This is a genomic window from Peribacillus faecalis, from assembly GCF_014712675.1.
Classification (GTDB): Bacteria; Bacillota; Bacilli; order Bacillales; family DSM-1321; genus Bacillus_AD; species Bacillus_AD faecalis.
The window spans coordinates 34,927-58,825 of record NZ_JACXSI010000017.1; the positions used below are offsets into that span (position 1 = coordinate 34,927).

A 23,899-nucleotide genomic window follows, 5' to 3' on the forward strand; every position below is an offset into this window, starting at 1 on the left:
AACAGGAGGGTTTGGAATGAACATTTATGTTTTGTTAAAAAGAACTTTTGACACAGAAGAAAAAATCACTTTGTCTAACGGGAAAATAAACGAAGACGGTGCAGAATTTATCATTAATCCTTATGATGAATATGCTGTCGAAGAAGCAATCGTAAAACGAGACGAGCTTGGCGGAGAAGTAACAGTTATTTCTGTAGGTTCAGAGGAAGCTGAAAAGCAACTTCGCACAGCTTTAGCTATGGGTGCTGACAAAGCGGTGCTTATTAATACGGAAGATGATCTAGAAGAGAGCGATCAATATTCAACTGCAAAAATTATTGCTGAATATTTAAAAGATAAAGATGCTGACTTAATCATCGCCGGTAATGTAGCGATTGATAGCGGTTCAGGTCAGGTTGGCCCAAGGGTGGCAGAACTCCTTAATATCCCTTATATCACAACAATTACAAAATTAGATATTGACGGAACGAATGCAACTGTTGTACGCGATGTTGAAGGTGATTCAGAAGTAATCGAAACATCTCTTCCGTTGTTAGTAACAGCACAACAAGGTTTGAACGAGCCTCGCTACCCGTCACTTCCGGGAATCATGAAGGCGAAGAAAAAGCCTTTAGAGGAATTAGAGTTGGATGATCTTGATCTGGATGAAGACGATGTGGAAGCAAAAACAAAAACAATCGAAATCTTCCTTCCTGCTAAGAAAGAAGAAGGACGAATTCTTGAGGGCGATATCCAAGACCAAGTAGTGGAACTAGTAGGTCTTTTGCATAGCGAAGCGAAAGTAATTTAATTCCAACAGGATGTAATTTAGGAGGGTATTGAAATGGCTAGAAAAATTCTTGTACTAGGTGAAGTTCGTGATGGAGCTCTTCGTAATGTTTCTTTTGAAGCGATCGCTGCAGGTAAAGTAGCGGCAGACGGCGGAGAGGTTGTTGGTGTACTATTAGGAGAATCTGTTCAATCATTAGGAAATGAACTGATTCAATACGGTGCGGACCGCGTTGTAACAGTCGAAGATGAAAAACTGAAGCAATATACTTCAGATGGCTATTCCCAAGCTTTATTGCAAGTGATCGAAAGTGAAAATCCGGAGGGGCTAATTATCGGTCACTCGGCTCAAGGCAAAGATCTTGCTCCTCGTATTGCAAGCAAACTTGATTCCGGCTTGATTTCGGATGTAACAGCTATCGAAGAAGCAGGCGGTAATGTAGTATTTGTTCGTCCTATTTACTCAGGTAAAGCATTCGAAAAGAAAATCATTAAAGACGGCTTAATTTTTGCGACTATCCGTCCGAATAATATCGCGCCATTGGCAAAAGATGAATCTCGTACAGGTGAAGTTTCTTCACTATCTGTTGAGATTAAAGACTTGCGCGCTATCATTAAAGAAGTTGTTCGCAAGGCGACAGAAGGCGTTGATCTATCGGAAGCGAAGATTGTTGTAGCTGGCGGTCGCGGTGTGAAAAGCACTGAAGGTTTCGAACCTTTGAAAGAACTGGCTGATGTGCTTGGTGCGGCTGTAGGGGCTTCACGCGGTGCGTGTGATGCGGAGTATTGCGATTATTCACTTCAAATCGGCCAAACCGGTAAAGTTGTAACACCGGATTTATACATTGCTTGTGGTATTTCCGGGGCTATCCAGCACGTTGCCGGAATGTCAAACTCTAAAGTAATCGTAGCGATCAATAAAGACCCTGAAGCAAATATCTTTAAAGTAGCGGATTATGGAATTGTTGGCGACTTATTCGAAGTAGTACCGAAGCTGACGGAAGAATTCAAAAAGTTATTGGTTAATGCCTAATAATAGATTCAAATGGGGACTTTCTCAAATGAGAGGTCCCTGTTCTAATGATTGGCGGAATTTCTGTTTTCAGAGTGTAAATGGTGATGTTTTGCGACCATAGTACAAATGAATAGCATCTTATGGAAGAACAGTGGTATACTAAATTATAGTTTATTTATGTATTTATTAGGAGGTCATTCTTATGGCAATTGTTAAAGCTACTGATCAAAATTTCTCAGCTGAAACATCTCAAGGTTTAGTTCTTGTGGATTTCTGGGCACCTTGGTGTGGACCTTGTAAAATGATTGCTCCTGTTTTAGAGGAATTAGATAGCGAAATGAGCGATGTTGTAAAAATCGCTAAAGTAGATGTAGATGAAAATCCAGAAACTGCAGGAAACTTCGGTGTTATGAGTATCCCTACTTTAATCCTTCTTAAAGATGGAGAAATTGTAGACAAAGCAGTTGGATTCCAACCAAAAGAAGCATTAGCTGAATTAGTGAAAAAACACGCTTAATTTTTTTATAAAAAGCTGCTCCTGAAGTGAAGGGGCAGCTTTTTATATTTATTTGCCTCAGAAGACATGTTCGTGTTTTAGATTTTCTCTTTAGCATTGTATAATAGTTGAACAAACATAGAAACTAACGAAGGAGGCGAACACGAGTATGAATGAACTTATAAAAGCAAAACTTGCTTTGCTGCCGGATCAGCCGGGCTGTTATTTAATGAAGGATCGGCAAGGGACAATTATATATGTAGGTAAAGCAAAAATTTTGAAGAACCGTGTTCGTTCTTATTTTACCGGATCGCATGACGGAAAAACGCTCCGTCTCGTAAACGAAATTGAAGACTTCGAATATATAATTACTTCATCTAATATAGAAGCTTTACTGCTCGAGCTGAATTTAATCAAAAAGTATGACCCGAAATATAATATTATGCTGAAGGATGATAAAAGCTATCCTTTTATTATGCTCACCAATGAAAGACATCCTCGCCTTATTATCACGAGAAAAGTAAAACGAGGCAAAGGGAAATATTTCGGACCGTACCCGAATGTCCATTCAGCGAATGAAACGAAAAAACTTCTCGATCGATTATACCCACTTCGCAAATGCACAAAGCTTCCCGACAAAGTTTGTTTATATTATCATATTGGACAATGTCTTGCTCCATGTGTTTATGAGGTGCAAGAAGATCAATATAAGGAAATGACGCAAGAAATTACGAAGTTTCTGAATGGCGGTTATGAAGACATTAAGAAAAGCTTAGTGAAAAAGATGGAAGAGGCTGCAGAGAATTTGGAATTTGAACGGGCGAAGGAGTACCGCGACCATATTGCACATATTGATGCGACAATGGAGAAACAAAAAATGATCAGCACCGATTTCACGGATCGCGATGTTTTCGGCTATGCGGTCGATAAAGGCTGGATGTGTGTGCAGGTATTTTTTGTGCGCCAAGGAAAGCTGATTGAACGGGATGTGTCCATGTTTCCGTTATTTGATGAACCTGAAGAGGAATTCTTGACGTATCTCGGACAATTCTATGATAAAGAAAACCATATAAAACCTAAAGAAGTTTTGCTTCCAGCTTCTATCGATATCGAGATGGCGAGCGAACTGCTGAAGGTGAAAGTATTGCAGCCGCAGCGGGGACAGAAAAAGGACTTACTTAAGCTGGCCAATAAAAATGCAAAAAATGCACTGAACGAAAAGTTCTCTTTAATAGAAAGAGATGAAGAGAGAACAATCAAAGCAGTGGAGAATTTAGGAGAAATACTCGGCATTTATACACCGCACAGAATTGAAGCTTTTGACAATTCCAACATTCAAGGAACAAATCCGGTTTCGGCGATGGTTGTGTTTACAGACGGCAAACCGGATAAGAAACAATATCGTAAGTACAATATTAAAACGGTTGACGGTCCCGATGATTATGAATCGATGCGCGAAGTCGTCAGAAGACGATATTCACGAGCATTAAAGGAAGGAACGCCTTTGCCGGATTTGATTATTATTGATGGCGGGAAGGGACATATAGAGGCAGTAAGAGATGTTTTGGAAAATGAATTAGGTTTGGATATACCATTATCCGGCTTAGTGAAGGATGAAAAACATCGCACGTCTAACTTGTTGATGGGAAATCCTTTGCAGGTTGTTCCGCTTGACCAACGCAGTCAAGAATTCTATTTGCTGCAGCGCATACAAGACGAGGTTCATCGATTTGCGATTACGTTCCACCGTCAAATTCGCGGCAAAAATGCCTTTCAGTCTATGTTGGATGATATCCCGGGAATTGGAGAAAAGCGTAAGAAGGAGCTGCTGAAAGCTTTTGGTTCCGTTAAAGCGATGAAAGAAGCGAACCTTGAGAATTTTACGGAAATAGGTATCCCGCAAAAAGTAGCTGAACAGCTAATGGAGAAGTTAAAAGATAATAAGTAAGATTCATATACAAAAGGGGCCGCAGAAAAAGTCTTTGCAAAAAGACACTTTCCGTGGCCTCTGTTTTTCTTACGCTATAAGAAAGCATATAACAAGATGGAAAATTCGACGTAAACGCCAATTTTTAGTCTATAGTATAAGTGCAAATAGACCTTTGCCTTATCAGGCTTGCCAAAGGCAAGTTTTCTTTAAAAGAGAAAGTGTATATTTTTGAACTTAGATAGCTGTCAACCTTACACCTGCCATGCTTGGAGGCCTACAGGATGTAGGTCATATCGGCGAAGACATGCGGACGTGGCGATTTTAGCCGATGTTCATTACTTGCTGCCTCTCCCAAGAAACCAAAGGCGGGTTTCTCGTGTGGGGCTCTCACGATGAGAGTCACAGCGATGAAGATATGCGGACGTAGCGCTCTTAGTCGCTGTTCCTTTTTAACAGATCCTCCCGCATGTCTCCTTTTTCATCGTAGTGAATCTGAGTAGTATACTCATGATGAAAAAGGACCGGTGACGGTTTTTCTTACTCTATTATATCTTTCGGATCCCATCTGACGATAATCTTGACCTTGCCGGATTTGCGTTTTGTTTCAAAAGCAGCTTCTGTAATTCGCTTCTTTTGAGTCTGGATCTGTTCAGCGAGGAAACCGGATTCTAATTGGAATTCGCAGTCTGCATTTAAATCAAATCTTCTTGCAACAATCGGCCCGTCCAGAATGAATTCGGACTCGTTTTTTGTTTTCTTTATTTCTTCGAGGTTCCCCCAGCCAGCATTGCGAAAAAACTCAGCTATTTCTTCTATGCTGCTTAACGGGAATTTTCTTGCTAGCTGTTTGCCTGACCAATAGAGAATTTGTGCATGCTCCTTGCCTAAAAGGTCCGGAATTAACAGGTCGCGCAAGAGCTCTTTGCTGAATATAGTAACTGTTTCTTCGTCTGATACATGTTGTGGCGTACCTTCTATTTGGCTGTTTTTTTGCATAATAGCCCCCTCTTTCCTATCTAACATTATATACAATTTTCTTTAAGACTAGAACTATTAATAAACAACTTTTCCCTTGGAAAGTTGTTATTTTTAAATAATGATATAAAAGTATTTTTTTTGGGTATAGGGATAATAGAAATGTCCCTATAAGGCGTTAAGGTTTTTAGAGCTAGTAATCTAATAATACAGAGGTGATGAAAAAAGAAGATTCCAATACATATTAATTATTATTCTATTATCGTATGAAGGCTGGTTATTGATACTATTTTTTTATTCATGTATAACGCCGAAAGGGGAAAGTCATTCAATTTTTCTATCTTATTTTGTATGCCCGTTTTCTTGACGATGCCTATTTTACAGAGTAAAATGAACATGTCATTAAATTGTACGAAAATCTAGAAATTTTTAAATGAACTATTAAATTAGTAATTATTTAATTATTTCGAGATTTTTTTATGATAAATGGCAAAATTATTGCACTTTTTTATTCTTGCTTGAGCGGGTGAACCATGCCATGTAAGAAAAGATTATTACACAATTTAAGGGGGGTACATGATGGCAGGGAATAGTGAGTTTTCAAAGCGTAAATTACATTCATTATTGGGAGTAATTCCAGTTGGATTGTTCTTGACGCAGCATTTAATTGTTAACAGTTTTGCAAAAAGAGGTCCGGAAGCTTTCGAAGCTGCAGCTCATTTTATGGAAGCGTTACCGGCCCGTATCTTTTTAGAGATTTTTGTGATTGCACTGCCGCTTCTGTTTCATGCAATTTATGGAGTTTATATTGCATTCACAGCAAAATCTAACTTAGGGAGATTTGGTTTCTTCCGTAACTGGATGTTCGTCTTACAACGTGTAACGGGTATTCTAACGTTCATCTTTGTAGTTTGGCATGTATGGGAAACGAGAATGCAGGTTGCTTTAGGCAACGATACAGTGGATTTCAACATGATGGCAGAAATTCTATCTAATCCAGCTATGTTAGCATTTTATATTATCGGTGTAGTTGCAGCTATTTTCCACTTTGCTAACGGATTATGGACATTCTGTATTACTTGGGGTATCACAGTATCTAAACGTTCACAACAAATTAATACGTATGTGACAATGGCTATTTTCTTAATCCTATCTTATGTAGGCGTTACAGCATTATTAGCATTCGTTTAATGTAAAAGTTTGAGAGAAACTTTTATTTCATAGAGTTTATAGACAAGAAGTCAAGGGAGTGAGGAAGGTTGAGTAAAGGTAAAATTATCGTAGTTGGCGGCGGTTTAGCAGGTTTAATGGCTACTATTAAAGCTGCAGAAGAAGGAACACCAGTAGATTTGTTTTCACTTGTTCCGGTAAAACGCTCTCACTCAGTTTGTGCACAGGGCGGTATAAACGGTGCCGTTAATACAAAAGGTGAAGGGGATTCTCCTTGGATCCACTTTGACGATACAGTATACGGTGGGGACTTCTTAGCGAACCAACCACCAGTTAAAGCAATGTGTGAAGCAGCTCCATCAATTATACATATGATGGACCGTATGGGTGTTATGTTTAACCGTACACCAGAAGGATTACTTGATTTCCGTCGTTTCGGGGGAACTCAGCATCACCGTACAGCATTCGCTGGCGCAACTACAGGTCAACAATTATTGTATGCATTGGATGAGCAAGTTCGTCGTTTTGAAGTAGAAGGCTTAGTTACGAAATATGAAGGTTGGGAATTCCTTGGAGCAGTTCTTGACGATGCAGGTGTTTGTCGTGGTATCACTGCGCAAAACTTATCAACAATGGAAATTCAATCATTCCCGGCTGATGCTGTTATTTTAGCTACAGGTGGTCCTGGTATCATCTTCGGTAAAACAACAAACTCAATCATCAATACAGGTTCAGCAGCATCAATCGTATATCAACAAGGTGTTTATTATGCGAATGGTGAAATGATTCAAATTCACCCTACAGCGATTCCTGGGGACGACAAAAACCGTCTGATGAGTGAATCTGCTCGTGGTGAAGGTGGACGTGTTTGGACATATAAAGATGGTAAGCCTTGGTACTTCTTGGAGGAAAAATATCCTGCATATGGTAACCTAGTTCCACGTGATATCGCAACTCGTGAAATCTTTGACGTGTGCGTAAACCAAAAATTAGGTATTAACGGCGAAAACATGGTATATCTAGATCTTTCTCATAAAGATCCAAAAGAATTGGATATCAAATTGGGCGGTATTATCGAAATCTATGAAAAATTCACAGGTGACGATCCGCGCAAACTTCCAATGAAGATTTTCCCAGCAGTTCACTATTCAATGGGCGGACTATGGGTAGATTACGATCAAATGACAAACATTCCAGGTCTATTTGCAGCTGGTGAGTGCGATTACTCACAACATGGTGCAAACCGTCTAGGCGCTAACTCTCTATTATCTGCTATTTACGGTGGTATGGTAGTTGGCCCTAACGCAGTTCGTTACATTGACGGACTTGATAAGACTAGTGATGCGGTTTCTTCTAATGTTTATAACAGCCATGTTATGGAACAACAAGAGAAATGGAATAACATCATGAATATGAACGGTACGGAAAATGCGTACGTTCTTCATAAAGAGCTTGGTGAGTGGATGACTGATAATGTAACAGTTGTTCGTTACAATGACAAGCTTCTGAAAACAGATGAGAAAATTCAAGAGTTAATGGAACGTTACCAAAACATTAACATTAACGATACAGCTAAATGGAGCAACCAAGGCGCAATGTTCACTCGTAACTTGGAAAACATGCTTCAACTTGCCCGCGTAATTACAATCGGTGCTTATAACCGTAACGAAAGCCGTGGCGCGCACTATAAACCAGAATTCCCTGAGCGTAACGATGAGGAATTCCTAAAAACAACGATGGCGAAATTCACTGGAAGTACAACTGCTCCTGCATTCCACTATGAGGATGTTGATGTTTCATTGATTCAGCCACGTAAACGTGATTATACGAAGAAACATTAATTTTTAAGGGGGGAAATTAAATCATGGCTGATCAAAAAACTGTAAGGTTTATTATTACTCGTCAAGATTCACCGGACAGCCCTTCTTATACTGAGGAGTTCGATGTTCCATATCGTCCGAATATGAACGTTATTTCGGGATTAATGTACATCCGAAGCAACCCAGTTAATGCCAAAGGGGAAAAAACAACACCAGTAACATGGGATATGAACTGTTTGGAAGAAGTATGTGGAGCATGTTCAATGGTAATCAACGGAAGACCGCAACAATCTTGTTCTGCGCTAGTAGACAAGCTTGAGCAACCAATCCGTCTAGCACCAATGAGCACTTTCCCTATCGTGCGTGACTTGCAAATCGACCGTAGCCGTATGTTCGATTCATTGAAGAAAGTAAAAGCGTGGATTCCAATCGACGGTACTTACGACTTAGGTCCTGGACCTCGTATGCCGGAGAAAAAACGCCAATGGGCTTATGAACTTTCAAAATGTATGACTTGTGGTGTATGTTTGGAATCTTGTCCGAACGTAAACAGCGGTTCTAATTTCATCGGTCCTGCACCACTTTCTCAAGTGCGTCTATTCAATGCGCATCCAACTGGAGAAATGAACAAAGCTGATCGTTTGAATGCTATTATGGGAGAAGGCGGCATCACAAACTGCGGTAACTCACAAAACTGTGTGCAAGTATGTCCTAAAGGTATTCCTTTAACAACATCTATTGCATCACTAAACCGTGATACAACAATTCAATCTTTCAAAAACTTCTTTGGTAGCGATAAAATCTAAAGGGTTTGGCCCTCAGTTTTCTGGGGGCTTTCTCTTAATTATAAAAATGAATGATTACTCATTCATGAAAAGGGGAATGGAAATGAGAATATCGTATATTAATGATTTACAAGCATGGGAGAAAGAATTTACTTTTAGTTATCCTTTTGTTGTCCGTTTTTCAGAAACGGATATGTTTGGCCACTTAAACAACACGGTACCATTTACATATTTTGAAACAGCAAGAATCAACTATTTTAAACATATCAACTGGATTACAGACTGGAGAGATACGCAATCAGAAACAATCCCAGTTGTGGCTGACTTGCAGTGCGATTTTTTAAAGCAAGTCTATTTAGATGAGCAGGTTGATGTGTATGTGAAAACGAATAAAGTCGGTAGTTCGTCTATTGATTTGCACTATATGGGGAAAAATCAGCTTGGACAAATTGTTTTCACTGGTCGGGGCACAGTTGTGCAAATATCGCGTTTTACAGGCAAAGCTGTCGCTTTTGATGAAGAGAATATCAGTAAAATTAAAGAACCGCAAGCAACGATAAAAAAATGAAGAGTTCGGAAAAGTTCATTACTGTAATATTTACTCAATTGTAGCGAAAATCCGTCACTCTTAATCCCCTATGCACATAATATATTTTGACTAAATCTATACCCATTCCTAGGTTACAGCTGGTCAAGGCAAGGAGGGTTACAATACTTGAAGGAGAATGAATTCACACACAAGCCACTACTAACGAAAAGAGAAAAAGAAGTGTTCGAGTTGTTAGTTCAAGATAAAACAACGAAGGAAATTGCAGGTGAATTATTCATAAGTGAAAAGACAGTAAGAAACCATATCTCGAATGCAATGCAAAAACTGGGAGTGAAGGGTCGATCACAAGCGGTTGTAGAGCTCCTTCGTATGGGAGAGCTTCACTTATAGTATATATTGCGTGCAATTCTTGCCGAAAGACAGTATTACTATTTGATATGCAGTCTGTTATTTAATGAATAAATGGCAGGCTGATTTTTTTTGTTTTCGGTTTCAAGCTGGATGTGTTAATTTGCTAGGGGGCTTAATCGGCTAAATGGGCTGCCGTAAAATGTAAGTGATTTTACAGTAGCTCTTCCATAATTTCAGACAAGCCCTTATCGAACAATCAATTCATAAAGCTCATCTATAAATAGGTCCTCAAGCCATAGGAAGATTCTTGATAACAGCATATATACAATTATCGAAGCGATGATAAACAGCAGTATATATCCCATCAATAATAAACTTCTTTTAAACATGTTGTATCGGATAACGCGTTTGCCGGCCCAATATCCAAAGCCCATAAATGTAATTAAAAAAGCGTTCGGTATTTTTAAATACCAATGGTTCTTTGCATCTTCGAAATAGCCCCATTCGTAATACTTCAGCATAATTTCTCCAAGGAAAAGCACACAAACTGCGTAGGCTATTTGGGACCCGATAATGGCTCCGACAATCATATTCAGTAATTCTGCCAATTTATAATTCTCCTCGTTCTATTTATTGAGTATGACACGTGCATTTATTAAACTTGCAGTGAATAAATAGATATTTTCTATGTATTCATCCCATTCTTGTGCGCTTGCCAGTTTGACATGGACAGGGGTCCTGGATTCCGGTTCATATTGGGTAAGCCAAATACCTTGATTGGAAAGGAAGATAAAGCCTATATTTTCTAAAAGTAATTGTTTTTTTCATTAATGTAGAAAACAGATATATTTTCCGTTTTATCCCATTGAGCGATTAAGCCTTTCTGAAATACGGAAAAAGCCTCTAAATCGAGACCTTCTAATTCACTCTTGATTTTTTTAACGTTTTTTGGCTTTTTCAAAGAATCAAATTGATGATCAGTCAGCGAAAAGGATAAATTGGAATCGGTAGTCCAATTTGTCTGGAAGTTATAGAAATTTTTGATGTGATTCGGGATGTTTTTTTCGGATATAAAAGTAAAACGTTGGATGCTGTTTTCTTCTACATAGTGATAGAGCCATTTATCAAAATCAATATAATGAAAGATAAGCAGAGCTTTTTGTTCTTCGTGTGTTGCTCTAATCAAAAATCGGGTGTTTGCGTATATTTCCAGGAAGGAAATGACCTCATCGGCTAAAGGGTTGATTTCTTGCTCTTCTTTTTCTTTGTCCCAAATGCCTTTCATTTTCAATCGAGCTATAGTTGACTTAAACATTACTTCTAATTCCTTTGTGCCGGTCGATATAGAAGCATTCTCGACCGAAGATTTTGCTTCTTCATCAAAACCGGCAACAGATAACATGACAATTAACTCTTCTGCAGTAAAAGTGAAAGTGTTTTCCATATATTTATCCTCCGTTAAGAATGAAGTCATTTAAACCAGCTGCCTATAGATTTGAAAGCCTTCCCGACTCCTTCTTCTATTTTATTGACCGTTTTGCCTACAATTTCTGTTGCGGTCCGGTAGGCATTGTTGCAGGTGGAGCTGTCGGAGCCGTCGCCGGCACTTAAAGCAGCTCCAAGTGTTCCGCCGATTTTTGCACCGGCTGCTGCATCAAAATCCATAACCGTGCCTGCGCTTTTTGTATTTTATGAATCGCGTTTGCGATTGTATTTGAATAGCGCGAACTTGCTTTTCATGAATTGCCGGCAGTCAATGTGAACTTGTTGCCTGGTTTTATATCAGTACTTTTTCAACAACAGCAAATTTGACTTTAATCTCATTGCTCATCTCAAAAGTTCCTTTCTTCAAGATTATCTTTATTGCCTATACAAGAATGCTACTAAATAACCGAAATGTGGTAAATGTGAAAAAAGACCTTTTATTGCACTTCTATCCTCTTTGATTCCCGAGGTTCCTTCAGAAGATGTTAGTGTTGTTTAACAAAACTCCTCATAACTCTCACTTATGAGGAGATATGGAAGGGTGAAATTGCTTTTCTTTTTCATGAAAATATTAGATAATATTGCATAAGAATGAATCAGGAGTTGTGCATATGTCTACCATTAATCAAGAACAAGTAGCGTCAATTGAAAAAGAACTTCGTTACATATCGGCACTGGTAAAGCAAAAAGGACGAGAAATATTGAATAACTATCCGATTACTCCTCCTCAGTTCATCGCTCTTCAATGGCTTCTTGAAGATGGTGATATGACAATTGGAGAGCTTTCTTCAAAAATGTATTTAGCTTGCAGCACGACGACAGATTTAGTGGACCGGATGGAGAAAAATAATTTAGTTCAACGTGTAAAAGCTGAGCATGACCGCAGAGTGGTACAAATACACTTGCTTGAAGAAGGAAAGCGTATAATAGATGAAGTAATTGAAAAAAGACAATCCTACTTGAAAAATGTTTTAACAAATTACAGCGAGGATGAAATTCTGTCTTTAAACAACAATTTGCAGAAACTGCATCATGAAATGAAGGAAGATTGAGGCGATTTTTTGAAACAGGCAATTGGGATCATTGACTCGGGCGTCGGCGGATTGACCGTTGTGAAAGAGATTATGCGTCAGCTGCCGAATGAGTCAGTTATATATTTAGGCGATAATGCCAGATGTCCATACGGACCGAGGACGAAGGAAGAAGTACAGCAGTTTACGTGGGAACTGACGAAGTTTCTATTGAAGAAAAAGATTAAAATGCTGATTATTGCATGTAACACAGCAACTGCAGTAGCGTTAGAGGAAATCAAACAGGCTTTGCCGATTCCTGTTTTGGGTGTTATCCAGCCCGGAGCAAGGGCTGCTATTAAGCATTCCAAACAGTTGAGAATCGGTGTGATTGGAACGGAAGGAACGGTGCGAAGCAGAGCATACGCTGCAGCGCTTCATGATATCAATGAACAAGTGCATGTAACGAGCATAGCCTGTCCGAAGTTTGTTCCGGTTGTGGAGAGCGGTGAGTACAACAGTGCGCTAGCAAAGAAAGTGGTGGCTGAATCATTGCAGCCGCTAAAGATTACGGGCATTGATACGATTATATTAGGATGCACTCATTATCCGCTTCTGGGGCCTATTATTGCGTCAACGATGGGAAAACATGTGAAAGTAATTTCTTCAGGCGATGAAACCGCCCGGGAGACAAGTGTCATTCTTGAGTATCAAGGTTTACTGAATAAACATGCTGAAAAGCCTGTCCATCATTTTTATACGACAGGCTCAAAAGAAATATTTAAAAGAATTGCGACATCCTGGCTTGGCTCATGCGTCGAAAATGTGAGCGCGATTAAATTGGATGAACATTGATAAAAACGGCTGAATACTTTTCGGCCGTTTTTATTTTTGACGAAAAAGGACCGGTTCTGTTTTTTCGATATTTGTTAGTCTATTTTTCCGTAGGGCTCGTATACATAGTAGTACAAACCATATTGGAGGGAAAATAAGATGTTTAAACGTAAAAGCATGCCTTTTTTTATAGTATTGTTGTCATTTGCTATCATACTTGGGGGATGCGGTCTGCTGAAGGGAGGCAATCAGGAAATCGATCCACCTCAGTCGGAGTCCATTATCGAGGATGAATCGGCACTTGAAGAAAGTGGTGTTGAGACTGAAGACAAGGATGTGTCAGATTCGAAAGAAACAGCAGACCAAAGTGTGATGACTGAGTTATATTTAATTGATAAAAATGGGTATGTCGTTCCACAGACGATAGCCTTGCCTAGTCAGCAGGGGGTCGCTAAACAAGCATTGGAACACTTAGTGGCAGACGGACCTGTAACCGATCTTTTGCCTAACGGTTTCAGAGCCGTTTTACCGGCAGGCACGCAAGTTGATGTAGACATTAAAGATGGTAAGGCAACGGTTGATTTCTCAAAAGAGTTCGCTAACTATAACAGCGAAGATGAACTGAAAATCCTTCAGGCAGTCACTTGGACATTAACGCAATTTGATTCTGTAGAAACAGTTAAGCTGCAAATGAACGGACATGAGCTGAAGGAAATGCCTGTCAATAAAACACCGATCTCAGAAAACCTTACAAGAGCAAACGGTATTAATATTGATACATCCAGCACAGTCGATATTACCAATTCAACAGCTATGACATTGTATTACTTAGGTGGAGATGATAGCAACTATTATTACGTGCCGGTGACGAAGAGGGTAGATGTGAAAGGAAATGATATGGTGTCGGCTGTTGTGAAGGAGCTGGTCAAAGGTCCGGGATCATCCTCTAAGCTGCTGACAGAGTTTATGCCTGATGTGGCTTTGCTTACTGAACCTAAAATAGATAAAAAAGAAGCTAAAATATCTTTGAACTTCAACGAAAATATTTATGGAAGTTTTGATGAAAATATAGTTTCTCAAAGTTTGATTGATGTGCTTGTTCTGTCATTGACTGAGCAAAAAGGAATCGAAAGTGTAGAAGTGTTGGTGAATGGTAAAGCGTCGCTTGTGACTGAGGATGGAAAAGAGCTGTCAGCGCCGGTAAATCGTCCGGAAAAAGTAAACCGCAGTAGTTTGTAAAGAGAAATATTTGTTATACTAAATAATAGTCATATAGAGGTAGGCTATCCGATTAGCCGCCTCTTATTTATTGAGCTAACATTTCTTAGAGGAGGAATACATATGCGCCATGATGGAAGAGTAAATAATCAATTACGACCAATTCAAATAGAAACGGGTTATATTAAGCATCCGGCAGGTTCTGTATTAATTACGGTAGGAGACACGAAAGTAATATGTACAGCTACAATTGATGACCGTGTGCCACCTTTTATGAGAGGACAAGGCAAAGGCTGGGTTACGGCTGAATACTCGATGCTGCCTGCAGCAACTGAGCAACGAAATATTCGTGAAGCAGCAAAAGGGAAAATTACAGGACGCACAATGGAAATCCAGCGCTTAATTGGACGAGCACTGCGAGCAGTAGTCGATTTAGAAGCAATGGGCGAACGTACAGTTTGGGTAGACTGTGATGTTATTCAAGCTGATGGAGGCACACGTACAGCGTCTATTACGGGAGCGTTTGTGGCGATGACTTTGGCTTTTGAAAAAATGTACAAAGAAAAGAACTTGTCTGTTTTTCCTGTAAAAGATTACTTAGCTGCAACAAGCGTAGGTATGATTGAAAGTCATGGAGCTGTTCTTGACTTAAACTACGTAGAAGATTCTCAAGCTTTAGTGGATATGAATGTCATTATGACAGGAAATGGTGAGTTTGTAGAGCTGCAAGGCACAGGAGAAGAAGCGACTTTTACATATAGCCAACTGCAAGAGATGCTAGGTTTGGCATCTGAAGGCATGAAAGAACTTTTTGCAATCCAAAAGGATGCATTAAAAGAAACAGCTCAGTTAATTCAAAATGGGGGAAGTTCAAAGTGAAGAAAATCATTATAGCAACAGGTAATAAAGGGAAGGCGAGAGAGTTTGCGACACTATTCTCTCCGCTGGGTTATGATGTTTTAACATTGCATGATTTAGAAGGTGCGACAGACGTAGAGGAAACAGGATCGACATTTGAAGAAAATGCAATTTTGAAAGCGGAGGCTCTTTGCGAACAGTTCAATACAATGGTCATTTCGGATGATTCCGGCTTAATGATTGATGCGCTTGATGGCAGACCGGGTGTTTATTCTGCACGCTATGCAGGTGAACAGAAAAATGATGATGATAATATTGACAAAGTGTTGGAAGAATTGAAAGGTGTGCCGGAAGAAAAACGGACAGCCCGTTTCTATTGCGCATTGGCTGTAGCTATCCCAGGTCAAGAAACGATTACAGTTTCCGGAACTGTTGAAGGACGCATCGCTAATGCACGTCAAGGTGAAAATGGATTCGGTTATGATCCGGTATTCTATGTGCCGACTTTAGGGAAAATGATGGCGGAATTGAAGCCAGAAGAAAAAAATGCAATCAGCCATCGTGCTAATGCATTGAAAAAACTTAAAGAATTATTGCCTACACTTTTATAGAAAGAAGATGTTTAATATGAAAATCCTAGTTGTCAGTGATTCTCATGGAGACCGTCAGGCATTATTGCGTTTAAAAGAACAGTATGAGCATGAAGTAGATGCGATGATTCATTGCGGAGACTCCGAGCTTCAGCATGATGACTCCGTCTTGGAAAATTTCATTTATGTAAGAGGTAACTGCGATTATGATTCGAATTTTCCCAATGAGTCAATTCGTGATTTAGGCGGTTATCGCTTCTTTATTACGCATGGTCACTTGTATAATGTGCGCATGACTTTGCAAAGCCTTTCGTATAAAGCCGAAGAAACAGGTGCAAATATTGTCCTCTTTGGCCATACGCATCATGTAGGCAACGCAATGGGAGAAGATAAGGTGCTATACATCAATCCGGGAAGTATTCTGTTGCCGCGCGGCCGTAAGGAAAAAACGTATGCCATCCTTGATTTGAAGGATAAGCAAGTAGATGTCCAAGTTTATGACGATGAAGGGCATTTCTTAAAAAATTTATCAGCTTCTTACCAAATGAATTGAAATCATGTATAATAATTAGCAGGGAGTAAAATCTCTGCTAATTATAAAAAAAAGTTTTCGAAAATGTATTGACTTTACCTTGTTATGTTACTATAATAAGAATTGTCCTTAAGAAAATGGATAGAAAAAATTTAAATAATGTCCTGGTAGCTCAGCTGGATAGAGCAACGGCCTTCTAAGCCGTCGGTCGGGGGTTCGAATCCCTCCCAGGACGCTTCTGAAGACAGCCTAATTCCTGCTTGAGGGGTTAGGCTGTTTTGTTTTTTGCAGAATGTAACTGATAGCGGGACAAACTAAAAAAGCTCTGTAGTAAATGTAAAACTACAGAGCTTTTGTTAATTACATATAAATTTTATGCAGCATTCTTTTGCAACGCAAGCTTCTCTGCTTCAGGATCGAACTCTTTTTACATTTTAGCTACAACAACTGTTGCAACGCTGTTACCGATAATGTTTGTGATAGCAAGCGCTTCAGACATAAAGCGGTCAACACCAATCAATAGCGCAATTTCTTCAACAGGGATCATCGGGAATGCCGCTAAAGCTGCTGCAAGCGTAATGAAGCCTGTTCCGGTAATACCGGCTGCGCAGCTAGATGTCAGCATTAAAATTTCAAGTAAAGTAATCTGTTGCCATATTGCATTTGATGCTTTGCAGGAGGTTAATAGAGATGTTAAGAAAGTGTATATTAGCATAAATCAGGATGATGAGGCACTTTTTATATTAATTGAGGATAATGGCATCAGGAAAAAATAGTCTCTTTCATAGAAGGACAGACAATTCCGATTTCAGCGGAAGAAATAGCTAATGGAGTCGGTCTTGCGCGAGTGACCTCAGGGAAGGTGTTTGGATTATTTACAGAAGCGAAGCAAAGTTAAAATCGTTATTGAGTATGTCAGAATCGGTCATCCGATTAATTAATATATAGCGATAAAATAGTAAAGATACATTCATTTACAGATGGATGTTTTTTTATGCCTTGAAATGTTGTAATGACGCCTTTTAAACGTAATTGAATTATCAGTTATTTTTAAAAATACCACAAAGTGAATAAATATTATTTTAAAAAATTTCAGAATTATGTTACTATATCAAAAACTACTATTTAACTAGAATCCGTAAAGAGATTTAGGTTACTGATACTTTTGTTAATATAGTTTATTTGGCAGCAGTGCTAGACACAAAATAAAAGGAGTGCATCAAGTTGAAGAAAGCGAAATTATCAACATTATTAGCCTTCATCCTTATAATCAGTGCTTTTGCATATGGATGCGGTGGCAACGACAGCGAAAAAAGCAGCGGAGATGAAAAGTCATCTGCTCAAGAATTAAGAGTGTTAATGTCTTCAGAAATTCCGACGATGGACAGCGTTATGGCGACAGACGCTACATCATTTACAATGTTAAACAATGTTAATGAAGGATTATACGGGCTTGACCAAGATAATAATATTGTACCTGCAGTAGCGGATGGGGAACCGGAAGTAAATGCAGAGGGTACAGAATTCACAGTAAAATTGAAAGAAGATGCAGTATGGTCGAATGGCGATCCGGTTACTGCGCAAGACTTTGTATATGCATGGCAAAGAGCAATTGACCCTGAAACAGCTTCTACATATGGTCCATACATGATGGGCGGTAAAATTGCGGGAGCTGAAGAAATCACTGAGGCGGCAGCAGCTGGCAAAGCGTACGATTTAAATATGTTAGGTGTTGAAGCGGTTGATGACAAAACATTGGTTGTTAAAACATCTGCAGTTATGACAGTTGACTTCTTTAAAGGCTTAATGGCATTCGGTACATTCTTGCCACAAAATGAAGAGTTCGTTGAAGAACAAGGTGAAGACTATGCGACTTCAGCTGAAACACTTTTATCAAACGGCCCTTTCAAAATGTCATCATGGGGCGGTTCAACTGCTACAGAATGGACAGTTGAGAAAAATGAAAAATACTATGATGCAGATTCAGTAAGTTTAACAAAAATCACTTTTAACGTAGCGAAAGATTCTCAAGCAGCAGTCAACGCATTTGAATCAGGAGAAGTAGATATTACAAGCAAACTTTCATCTGACATCGTTCCTCAATATGAAGGTGATGAGCGGTTAGTAAGCTGGTTAGATCCACGTCTATCTTGGCTGAAAATAAATCAAGACAATGAATACTTAGCGAACGAAAATATTCGTCGAGCAATCGCAACAGCATTCAATAAAGATGACTTAGTTGCAGATGTTCTAAATAACGGTTCAGTTGCAGCTAACTATGTTGTACCTGCAGACTTCGTGAAAGACGAAAACGGCAAAGACTTCCGTGACGCTAACGGTGACTTGCTGACTTTTGACGCAGAAAAAGCGAAAGAATATTGGCAACAAGGACTAAAAGAATTAGGTGTAACTGAAATTACTTTATCTCTATTAGGTTCTGATACAGAAGAAGCGAAAAAGGTAGACCAATATTTAAAAAGTCAATTAGAGACTAATCTAGAAGGTTTAACAATTGAAATTTCTGATGTGCCATTTGCTATTCGGATTGATCGTGAAATTTCTCAGGAATATGATATCGTAAACTCAGGCTGGGCTCCTGACTACTTAGATCCAATCAGTTTCTCTGATTTATGGGTAACGGATGGAGAAAACAACAATATGAGCTATTCTGATCCGGCATATGACGAGTTAATCGCTAAAGCGGAACAAACAACTGATACAGCTGAAAAATGGTCTTATCTACAAGAAGCAGAGAAGATTGTGCTGGAAGAAGATGCAGCGGTAGCGCCAATTTTCCAACAGTCTTATAACATTTTAGTTGCTGACTATGTAGATGGATTCACTCATCACTCAGTAGGTACTGAATATAGCTACAAATATATTACAATCAACAAGTAATCCTTAAAAAAGGGGCCTCTCAGAAATTGAGAGGCTCTTTTTGAATTGCATTTTTGTATAAAAATTCACAGTTGCCGTGAAGTGAGGGGAAACTGTTAAGTCGAATTGAATGTTCGGCAACAGTTGGTATTATCATATTGAAATCGCTTTCCAAAAAAACTATACTATCTTTGATTTTAAATACAAAAGATTTAGTGGTGGTGGCGATGATGATGCAATATGATGAAATCAGAAAAGATATATTTAACTGTTTGAATAAAACGGGTTCTTATCCAAAAGCAATCAAACTGAATAGCGATTTATTAGTTGAATTGAAGCAAGCAGGCTATATCAGCCTATCTGCTGCTGATCCTTCGAAGATTACTTTCTTGGGAATTAAAGTAGAAGAGTTGCATGATGTTGAAGACTATGAGTTAGTGAACTGATTTTTACAAATATGATTATGATAGTGTCTTAGGTTTAATTAGCCTAAGACATTTTTTTGTTGTAATAAATATAGAAAAGGCTGAAACAAAAAGTTATATAACCTTTCGTTTCAGCCTTTTTATGTTTGAAGCTTTCAGGCGATGGGTACTATTATCTTAACACCCTAGTTGCACTAGAAAACTTAGATGGATTAAATGAAGCGATTTTTACAACATCGCCAGTTTGAGGAGCGTGAATCCATTGGCCTCCTCCGATATAAATACCTACATGATAAGCAGGTTTACCCATGAATACTAAATCACCTGGTTGAACGTTGCTTAATGAAACTTGTGTGCCGACATTTTGTTGCGCTCTTGATGTTCTAGGTAAACTGATTCCGGCTTTTTTGAAAACGTAGCTTGTGAAGCCTGAGCAATCAAATCCGCTTGGTGTAGAACCGCCCCATACATATGGAGTTCCTAAGTATTTTTTCGCTTCTGCAATAATTGCTGAAGCTGAAGCGGAAATGTTTGTTGAAGTCGCTACTTCAGTTTTGTTAGTCGTTGTTGTTGTTGGTGTGCTGCTTGAGCTATTTGAGCTATTTGAGCTATTTGAACTTGGACTGTTTGTTGCAGTAGTCGTATTAGTTGTTGTCTCTGTGCTAGTCGCATTATTAGTTGCCGCAGCGGCAGTTGCTGCTTCAGCTTGTTGACGTGCTAATTCGGCTTGACGTGCAGCTTCTTCTTCTGCAGCTTTAGAAGCTTCGACGTTTTGAAGCTCAGTTTGAACTGTTGCTTTATTTTTTTCGATTTCTTCTTGTTTTGCAATTGCTTCAGCCTTATTTTCTTCAATTAAAGCAAGGTCAGCTTTCAAGCTAGCTTCTAATGATTCTAATTCTTCTTGCTTTGTTTCTAATGTAGCAGCTAACTCTTGGTCAGATGTCATGATTTGAATTAAAGCAGTTGTTTTTTGAACGAAGTCAGAAATGCCTTCAGAAGTTAAAAGCACTTCTATAAAGTTAGATTGTGCTGAACCATTCGCTTGAATATTCGTGATACGTTCTTTTGAAAGTTCTACCGTACGATTATATGATTCTTCTGTTTTGGCAATCTCAGCTTTCGTTTCTTCAACGCGTGCTTCAGCTTCTTTCACTTCTGCGTTTAAGGTCTCTATTCTTGCTAAGGACTCGATAATTTGATTATCGTATTGTCTTATTTTTGTTTCTAATGTTTCGATTTGTTCATCGTATGTAGGAGTGGCAAATGAAGGTGTTGCTTGGAAAAGTAAAGCTAAACTTAACGACGCAGCTGCGATTTTTTTTGCAGTTGTTTTGATCATTGTATTATCTCCAATTCGCTTTTTATTTATTTATTCATTCATGTAATATGTAAGTAATGTAAGTTTACTAGATTTATTTTATTGTTATATGGTGTTGAAAACAAGGCAATAGCGTCTTATTTAAAGTAGTTGTAATAGTTTGGGGCGTTTTGTAACACTTTTGTAATATAACTATGCTATTAGAAATAATAGAAACAAAAAAAGCGATAGGATTTCTGTGAAAAATCTAATCGCTTCATGGGTATATAGTCTATTTAATAGTTGCACCTAGTGAGCTTTTGAAATGTTCTAATGCCCATTCATGGCCGGCAGGATTGAAGCTTGCGACAGCATCAGAATGAATGACAATCTTAAAGCCTTTATTATAAGCATCAACCGCTGTATGCAAAACGCAAATATCAGTGCAAACTCCGACTAAATGTACTTCTTCAATGCCTCTTTCGCGTAATTTAATCTCCAAGTCAGTGCCTGCGAAGGCGGAGTAGCGTGTTTTATCCATCCAATAAACATTCGGATGGTTTGCAATTTGTTTATAATAATTTTCGAGTTTTCCAAATAAGTTTCTTCCGGCTGTACCTTCGATATTATGAGGAGGGAATAGCTTCGTTTCCGGATGGAAAGAGTCATTTTCTTTATGAAGATCAATTGCAAACACTATGTATTCGCCATTTTGAAAAAATTGTTCTGTTATTGATACAATTCGGTCCTCGATATCCTGTCCGGGTTTTCCACAAGTTAAAGCGCCGTGATCTGCAACGAAGTCGACTGTATAATCAATATTGATTAAAGCTCTTGTCATAATTACTTCTCTCCTTCTCTCAAAAATAAAATAATTGTTATATAAAATATAGTCAAATAAATGAGTGAATACAAGGCGGATGAAGATTGTGCATAGATCGGAAGAGGAAGAAAAGTCTAAAAATTATCCGTTTTTTTCAAATTGAATAAATATCTTATTTGATATTCTTGCGTTTTTAAGAAATATCTGTTAAGCTAAAAAAGAATTATTTTTGTTCGGTTTAGATTGATAAGTGACTTTTGGTAGCTTCGTCTATAGATTTGAGCAAGGATAGTATTACATTGTGTGGATAACACACTAGGAGGCAACAAACATGGAACAAGGTAAAGTAAAATGGTTTAACGCAGAAAAAGGTTTCGGATTCATCGAGCGCGAAGGTGGAGAAGATGTATTCGTACATTTCTCAGCTATTCAAAGCGAAGGTTTCAAATCTTTAGACGAAGGTCAAAGTGTAACTTTTGAAGTAGAACAAGGTCAACGCGGACCTCAAGCTACTAACGTTGTTAAAGCTTAATTAACCAAAAGTGAAAAACAGACTCTGTTATGGAGTCTGTTTTTTTGTGTTTTTAAGAAATAGTAATGCATGATGGAAATGGGAACTGGGCTAATGCAAAAACCCTCTCCATAAATAAATGGAAAGGGCAAATATAACTACAAGTAAAATAAAATGGTAGATTAATTATAGCATACGAACGATATATTTCATAATATTTTTTGGGGGAGCACACAAAAAGTTCAATATTTTATAGTATGGCTATTGTCCTTAAATATGACTTAAAGGATGATATAAGATAATACGGATAATAGCAAAGATGTAATAATCATAGCGATTAAAGGCTTCATCGCTTTTGTACGTAACGTCTGCAAATGGATGTGCAATCCGAGACCGACCATTGCTGTCGTTAAACACCAAGTGGTGAAAATAGCAATACCGTCAAGAAAACCTTTAGACACATTAATATATATGTCGAACACATAGCTTCCAATTAGACTTGTAATGATAAAACCAATCAAAAAGTATGGGAAGGCTACTTTCTGCTTTGTTTTCTCTCCTGCATTCTTCCTGTTCATGATCGCAATTAAGATAAAACAAAGCGGCACAAGGAAGAACACACGCCCCAATTTCGCCAGCAGAGCCATCGCTAATGCGCCTTCGCCAGCCGGAGCTGCAGCTAAAGCAACATGTGCGAGTTCGTGCAAACTTAATCCTCCCCAAACACCATACGTAATATCATCTATCGGCAGCATCGTCCGAATTAATGTATAAACAATTGCAAACACGGTCCCAATCAAGGCGATAATACCGACGCTTATAGCTGTTTCTTCATCATCAGATCGCACAATTGGTGCGACAGCGGCAATGGCTGCTGCTCCACAAATGCCTGTGCCAATCCCGAGCAATAATGAAATTTTATCATTCCCTTTAAAATACTTGGATAACCAAAGCATCATCAATATAGAAAATGCAATGACTATAATATCTTTCAACAATAAAATAGGTCCTTCCGCGAATAAGACAGACATGTTCAGCTTCAGACCGTAAAGGATGATGGCTAAGCGCAACAGTATTTTCGATGAAAAAGTAATTCCTCTATTCAAACCCTCAGGATAACCCCAGATTTGCCGGTAAATAACGGCAAGGATAATGGAACATCCCATTTGCCCAATCATTGAAAAACCCGGTATTTTAGCGATTAGAAATCCAATAAATGATATAAGTAATGTAAATGCAATACCGCCGGCTAGCGAGGTTATATTATTTACCGGCTTATGTACGTTGTTAGACAAAGAAGGTCCTCCTTAAACGAAAAAAGTGATACTGGTATAATAAAATCATGCTCATTTAAGGAGGTTTTATTCATTAGCTGCAGTTTCGGGTATCTTCGAAACTGCTTTGCCTCTTCATTTTATTGGAGAAATAATCGTTTGTAATATAGTGACATTTAGTAGTGGAATCTCATTAGTCGGATAGTGCTTGCCGCTTCCGGTCAAATTATGAATGACGACTAATAGAGAAATCACAAATTTATTTTTAAACAAGTAATTTCTGACGAACCCCCATTTTAAAAGTG

Annotated in this window: 26 protein-coding genes and 1 tRNA gene; 19 read left to right on the forward strand and 8 right to left on the reverse strand. The window is 38.6% G+C overall.

All coding sequences use genetic code 11. The features are described 5' to 3' along the window. The first annotated feature begins 16 nt into the window (after window positions 1–16). From IEO70_RS08355 to uvrC, 4 genes are all read left to right on the forward strand, one after another. A complete protein-coding gene (locus tag IEO70_RS08355; protein WP_190997922.1) occupies window positions 17–790 on the forward strand; it encodes an electron transfer flavoprotein subunit beta/FixA family protein in 774 nt (257 codons plus the stop codon). A gap of 33 nt (window positions 791–823) precedes the next feature. Next, window positions 824–1,801, forward strand: a complete 978-nt coding sequence (locus IEO70_RS08360) for an electron transfer flavoprotein subunit alpha/FixB family protein (RefSeq protein WP_190997923.1) — start codon at window positions 824–826, stop codon at window positions 1,799–1,801. A gap of 184 nt (window positions 1,802–1,985) precedes the next feature. Continuing rightward, on the forward strand, window positions 1,986–2,300 hold the full coding sequence (gene trxA, locus IEO70_RS08365; RefSeq protein WP_190997924.1) for a thioredoxin: 315 nt from the start codon (window positions 1,986–1,988) through the stop codon (window positions 2,298–2,300). Between the two features lie 148 nt (window positions 2,301–2,448). Continuing rightward, window positions 2,449–4,227: an excinuclease ABC subunit UvrC gene (uvrC, locus tag IEO70_RS08370; RefSeq protein WP_190997925.1), complete on the forward strand. Its 1,779-nt coding sequence runs from the start codon at window positions 2,449–2,451 to the stop codon at window positions 4,225–4,227. Between the two features lie 519 nt (window positions 4,228–4,746). On the opposite strand, the gene IEO70_RS08375 is transcribed toward uvrC, so the two are convergent. Continuing rightward, window positions 4,747–5,205, reverse strand: coding sequence for a YslB family protein (locus IEO70_RS08375; protein ID WP_190997926.1), 459 nt, complete (start codon window positions 5,203–5,205; stop codon window positions 4,747–4,749). Window positions 5,206–5,763: 558 nt separating this feature from the next. Between IEO70_RS08375 and IEO70_RS08380 the strand changes: the two genes are divergently transcribed. The 5 genes from IEO70_RS08380 to IEO70_RS08400 all read left to right on the forward strand — a co-directional run bounded on the left by IEO70_RS08380 (window position 5,764) and on the right by IEO70_RS08400 (window position 9,899). Next, window positions 5,764–6,375: a succinate dehydrogenase cytochrome b558 subunit gene (locus tag IEO70_RS08380; protein WP_190997956.1), complete on the forward strand. Its 612-nt coding sequence runs from the start codon at window positions 5,764–5,766 to the stop codon at window positions 6,373–6,375. A gap of 68 nt (window positions 6,376–6,443) precedes the next feature. Then, a complete protein-coding gene (sdhA, locus tag IEO70_RS08385) occupies window positions 6,444–8,195 on the forward strand; it encodes a succinate dehydrogenase flavoprotein subunit (protein WP_190997927.1) in 1,752 nt (583 codons plus the stop codon). Window positions 8,196–8,218: 23 nt separating this feature from the next. After that, window positions 8,219–8,980 carry a succinate dehydrogenase iron-sulfur subunit gene (sdhB, locus tag IEO70_RS08390; protein ID WP_190997928.1) on the forward strand — a complete coding sequence of 254 codons (762 nt, stop codon included), beginning with the start codon at window positions 8,219–8,221 and terminating at the stop codon, window positions 8,978–8,980. Between the two features lie 82 nt (window positions 8,981–9,062). Then, window positions 9,063–9,527: an acyl-CoA thioesterase gene (locus IEO70_RS08395; RefSeq protein ID WP_190997929.1), complete on the forward strand. Its 465-nt coding sequence runs from the start codon at window positions 9,063–9,065 to the stop codon at window positions 9,525–9,527. A 147-nt stretch (window positions 9,528–9,674) separates the two neighbouring features. Next, on the forward strand, window positions 9,675–9,899 hold the full coding sequence (locus IEO70_RS08400; RefSeq protein WP_042345475.1) for a helix-turn-helix domain-containing protein: 225 nt from the start codon (window positions 9,675–9,677) through the stop codon (window positions 9,897–9,899). Window positions 9,900–10,105: 206 nt separating this feature from the next. On the opposite strand, the gene IEO70_RS08405 is transcribed toward IEO70_RS08400, so the two are convergent. From IEO70_RS08405 to IEO70_RS08415, 3 genes are all read right to left on the reverse strand, one after another. Continuing rightward, a complete protein-coding gene (locus IEO70_RS08405; RefSeq protein WP_190997930.1) occupies window positions 10,106–10,468 on the reverse strand; it encodes a hypothetical protein in 363 nt (120 codons plus the stop codon). A 197-nt stretch (window positions 10,469–10,665) separates the two neighbouring features. After that, window positions 10,666–11,304, reverse strand: coding sequence for a hypothetical protein (locus IEO70_RS08410; RefSeq protein ID WP_190997931.1), 639 nt, complete (start codon window positions 11,302–11,304; stop codon window positions 10,666–10,668). A 26-nt stretch (window positions 11,305–11,330) separates the two neighbouring features. Then, window positions 11,331–11,525 (reverse strand): hypothetical protein, encoded by a 195-nt coding sequence (locus IEO70_RS08415; RefSeq protein WP_190997932.1) that lies wholly within the window; start codon window positions 11,523–11,525, stop codon window positions 11,331–11,333. 431 nt (window positions 11,526–11,956) lie between these two features. Here IEO70_RS08415 and IEO70_RS08420 point away from each other — a divergent pair, with 431 nt between their 5' ends. The 7 genes from IEO70_RS08420 (at window position 11,957) to IEO70_RS08450 (ending at window position 16,622) form a co-directional block, all read left to right on the forward strand. Beyond that, the gene (locus IEO70_RS08420) at window positions 11,957–12,397 is read left to right on the forward strand and encodes a MarR family winged helix-turn-helix transcriptional regulator (protein WP_190997933.1); all 441 of its coding nucleotides are present in this window, start codon (window positions 11,957–11,959) and stop codon (window positions 12,395–12,397) included. Window positions 12,398–12,406: 9 nt separating this feature from the next. Beyond that, window positions 12,407–13,210, forward strand: coding sequence for a glutamate racemase (racE, locus tag IEO70_RS08425; protein ID WP_190997934.1), 804 nt, complete (start codon window positions 12,407–12,409; stop codon window positions 13,208–13,210). Window positions 13,211–13,348: 138 nt separating this feature from the next. Next, window positions 13,349–14,428 (forward strand): GerMN domain-containing protein, encoded by a 1,080-nt coding sequence (locus IEO70_RS08430; RefSeq protein ID WP_190997935.1) that lies wholly within the window; start codon window positions 13,349–13,351, stop codon window positions 14,426–14,428. 102 nt (window positions 14,429–14,530) lie between these two features. Next, entirely contained in the window at window positions 14,531–15,286 is a 756-nt protein-coding gene (rph, locus tag IEO70_RS08435) for a ribonuclease PH (RefSeq protein ID WP_190997936.1), read from the forward strand. Further along, entirely contained in the window at window positions 15,283–15,876 is a 594-nt protein-coding gene (locus IEO70_RS08440) for an XTP/dITP diphosphatase (protein WP_190997937.1), read from the forward strand. Before rph ends, IEO70_RS08440 begins: the two co-directional genes overlap by 4 nt. A 16-nt stretch (window positions 15,877–15,892) precedes the next feature. After that, on the forward strand, window positions 15,893–16,408 hold the full coding sequence (locus IEO70_RS08445; RefSeq protein ID WP_190997938.1) for a metallophosphoesterase: 516 nt from the start codon (window positions 15,893–15,895) through the stop codon (window positions 16,406–16,408). A 140-nt stretch (window positions 16,409–16,548) separates the two neighbouring features. Continuing rightward, a tRNA-Arg gene (locus IEO70_RS08450) sits at window positions 16,549–16,622 on the forward strand. A 192-nt stretch (window positions 16,623–16,814) separates the two neighbouring features. Here IEO70_RS08450 and IEO70_RS08455 read toward each other — a convergent pair. After that, window positions 16,815–17,096 (reverse strand): cation:dicarboxylate symporter family transporter, encoded by a 282-nt coding sequence (locus IEO70_RS08455; protein WP_407948909.1) that lies wholly within the window; start codon window positions 17,094–17,096, stop codon window positions 16,815–16,817. Between the two features lie 515 nt (window positions 17,097–17,611). On the opposite strand from IEO70_RS08455, the gene IEO70_RS08460 reads away from it, so the two are divergent. Both IEO70_RS08460 and IEO70_RS08465 read left to right on the forward strand, forming a co-directional pair. After that, window positions 17,612–19,285 carry a peptide ABC transporter substrate-binding protein gene (locus tag IEO70_RS08460; protein ID WP_190997939.1) on the forward strand — a complete coding sequence of 558 codons (1,674 nt, stop codon included), beginning with the start codon at window positions 17,612–17,614 and terminating at the stop codon, window positions 19,283–19,285. Window positions 19,286–19,491: 206 nt separating this feature from the next. Beyond that, window positions 19,492–19,710 carry a hypothetical protein gene (locus IEO70_RS08465; protein ID WP_190997940.1) on the forward strand — a complete coding sequence of 73 codons (219 nt, stop codon included), beginning with the start codon at window positions 19,492–19,494 and terminating at the stop codon, window positions 19,708–19,710. Window positions 19,711–19,861: 151 nt separating this feature from the next. On the opposite strand, the gene IEO70_RS08470 is transcribed toward IEO70_RS08465, so the two are convergent. Continuing rightward, the gene (locus IEO70_RS08470; RefSeq protein WP_190997941.1) at window positions 19,862–21,028 is read right to left on the reverse strand and encodes a C40 family peptidase; all 1,167 of its coding nucleotides are present in this window, start codon (window positions 21,026–21,028) and stop codon (window positions 19,862–19,864) included. 250 nt (window positions 21,029–21,278) lie between these two features. Beyond that, complete coding sequence (locus IEO70_RS08475; protein WP_190997942.1) at window positions 21,279–21,827, reverse strand: cysteine hydrolase family protein; 549 nt, start codon at window positions 21,825–21,827, stop codon at window positions 21,279–21,281. A gap of 313 nt (window positions 21,828–22,140) precedes the next feature. Between IEO70_RS08475 and IEO70_RS08480 the strand changes: the two genes are divergently transcribed. Beyond that, complete coding sequence (locus IEO70_RS08480) at window positions 22,141–22,341, forward strand: cold-shock protein (protein ID WP_190997943.1); 201 nt, start codon at window positions 22,141–22,143, stop codon at window positions 22,339–22,341. A 260-nt stretch (window positions 22,342–22,601) separates the two neighbouring features. Here IEO70_RS08480 and IEO70_RS08485 read toward each other — a convergent pair whose 3' ends face one another. Continuing rightward, complete coding sequence (locus IEO70_RS08485; RefSeq protein ID WP_190997944.1) at window positions 22,602–23,615, reverse strand: YeiH family protein; 1,014 nt, start codon at window positions 23,613–23,615, stop codon at window positions 22,602–22,604. Window positions 23,616–23,899: the final 284 nt, after the last annotated feature.

Bases quoted from the DNA above. Each gene is read 5' to 3' on its own strand.
- IEO70_RS08430 (WP_190997935.1), top strand. From the start codon at position 13,349: ATGTTTAAACGTAAAAGCATGCCTTTTTTTATAGTATTGTTGTCATTT.
- IEO70_RS08480 (WP_190997943.1), top strand. From the start codon at position 22,141: ATGGAACAAGGTAAAGTAAAATGGTTTAACGCAGAAAAAGGTTTCGGA.
- IEO70_RS08465 (WP_190997940.1), top strand. From the start codon at position 19,492: ATGATGATGCAATATGATGAAATCAGAAAAGATATATTTAACTGTTTG.
- IEO70_RS08355 (WP_190997922.1), top strand. From the start codon at position 17: ATGAACATTTATGTTTTGTTAAAAAGAACTTTTGACACAGAAGAAAAA.
- IEO70_RS08475 (WP_190997942.1), bottom strand. From the start codon at position 21,827: ATGACAAGAGCTTTAATCAATATTGATTATACAGTCGACTTCGTTGCA.
- sdhB (WP_190997928.1), top strand. From the start codon at position 8,219: ATGGCTGATCAAAAAACTGTAAGGTTTATTATTACTCGTCAAGATTCA.
- IEO70_RS08445 (WP_190997938.1), top strand. From the start codon at position 15,893: ATGAAAATCCTAGTTGTCAGTGATTCTCATGGAGACCGTCAGGCATTA.
- IEO70_RS08420 (WP_190997933.1), top strand. From the start codon at position 11,957: ATGTCTACCATTAATCAAGAACAAGTAGCGTCAATTGAAAAAGAACTT.
- IEO70_RS08415 (WP_190997932.1), bottom strand. From the start codon at position 11,525: ATGGATTTTGATGCAGCAGCCGGTGCAAAAATCGGCGGAACACTTGGA.
- IEO70_RS08380 (WP_190997956.1), top strand. From the start codon at position 5,764: ATGGCAGGGAATAGTGAGTTTTCAAAGCGTAAATTACATTCATTATTG.
- trxA (WP_190997924.1), top strand. From the start codon at position 1,986: ATGGCAATTGTTAAAGCTACTGATCAAAATTTCTCAGCTGAAACATCT.
- IEO70_RS08360 (WP_190997923.1), top strand. From the start codon at position 824: ATGGCTAGAAAAATTCTTGTACTAGGTGAAGTTCGTGATGGAGCTCTT.
- IEO70_RS08395 (WP_190997929.1), top strand. From the start codon at position 9,063: ATGAGAATATCGTATATTAATGATTTACAAGCATGGGAGAAAGAATTT.
- uvrC (WP_190997925.1), top strand. From the start codon at position 2,449: ATGAATGAACTTATAAAAGCAAAACTTGCTTTGCTGCCGGATCAGCCG.
- IEO70_RS08470 (WP_190997941.1), bottom strand. From the start codon at position 21,028: ATGATCAAAACAACTGCAAAAAAAATCGCAGCTGCGTCGTTAAGTTTA.
- IEO70_RS08375 (WP_190997926.1), bottom strand. From the start codon at position 5,205: ATGCAAAAAAACAGCCAAATAGAAGGTACGCCACAACATGTATCAGAC.
- IEO70_RS08410 (WP_190997931.1), bottom strand. From the start codon at position 11,304: ATGGAAAACACTTTCACTTTTACTGCAGAAGAGTTAATTGTCATGTTA.
- rph (WP_190997936.1), top strand. From the start codon at position 14,531: ATGCGCCATGATGGAAGAGTAAATAATCAATTACGACCAATTCAAATA.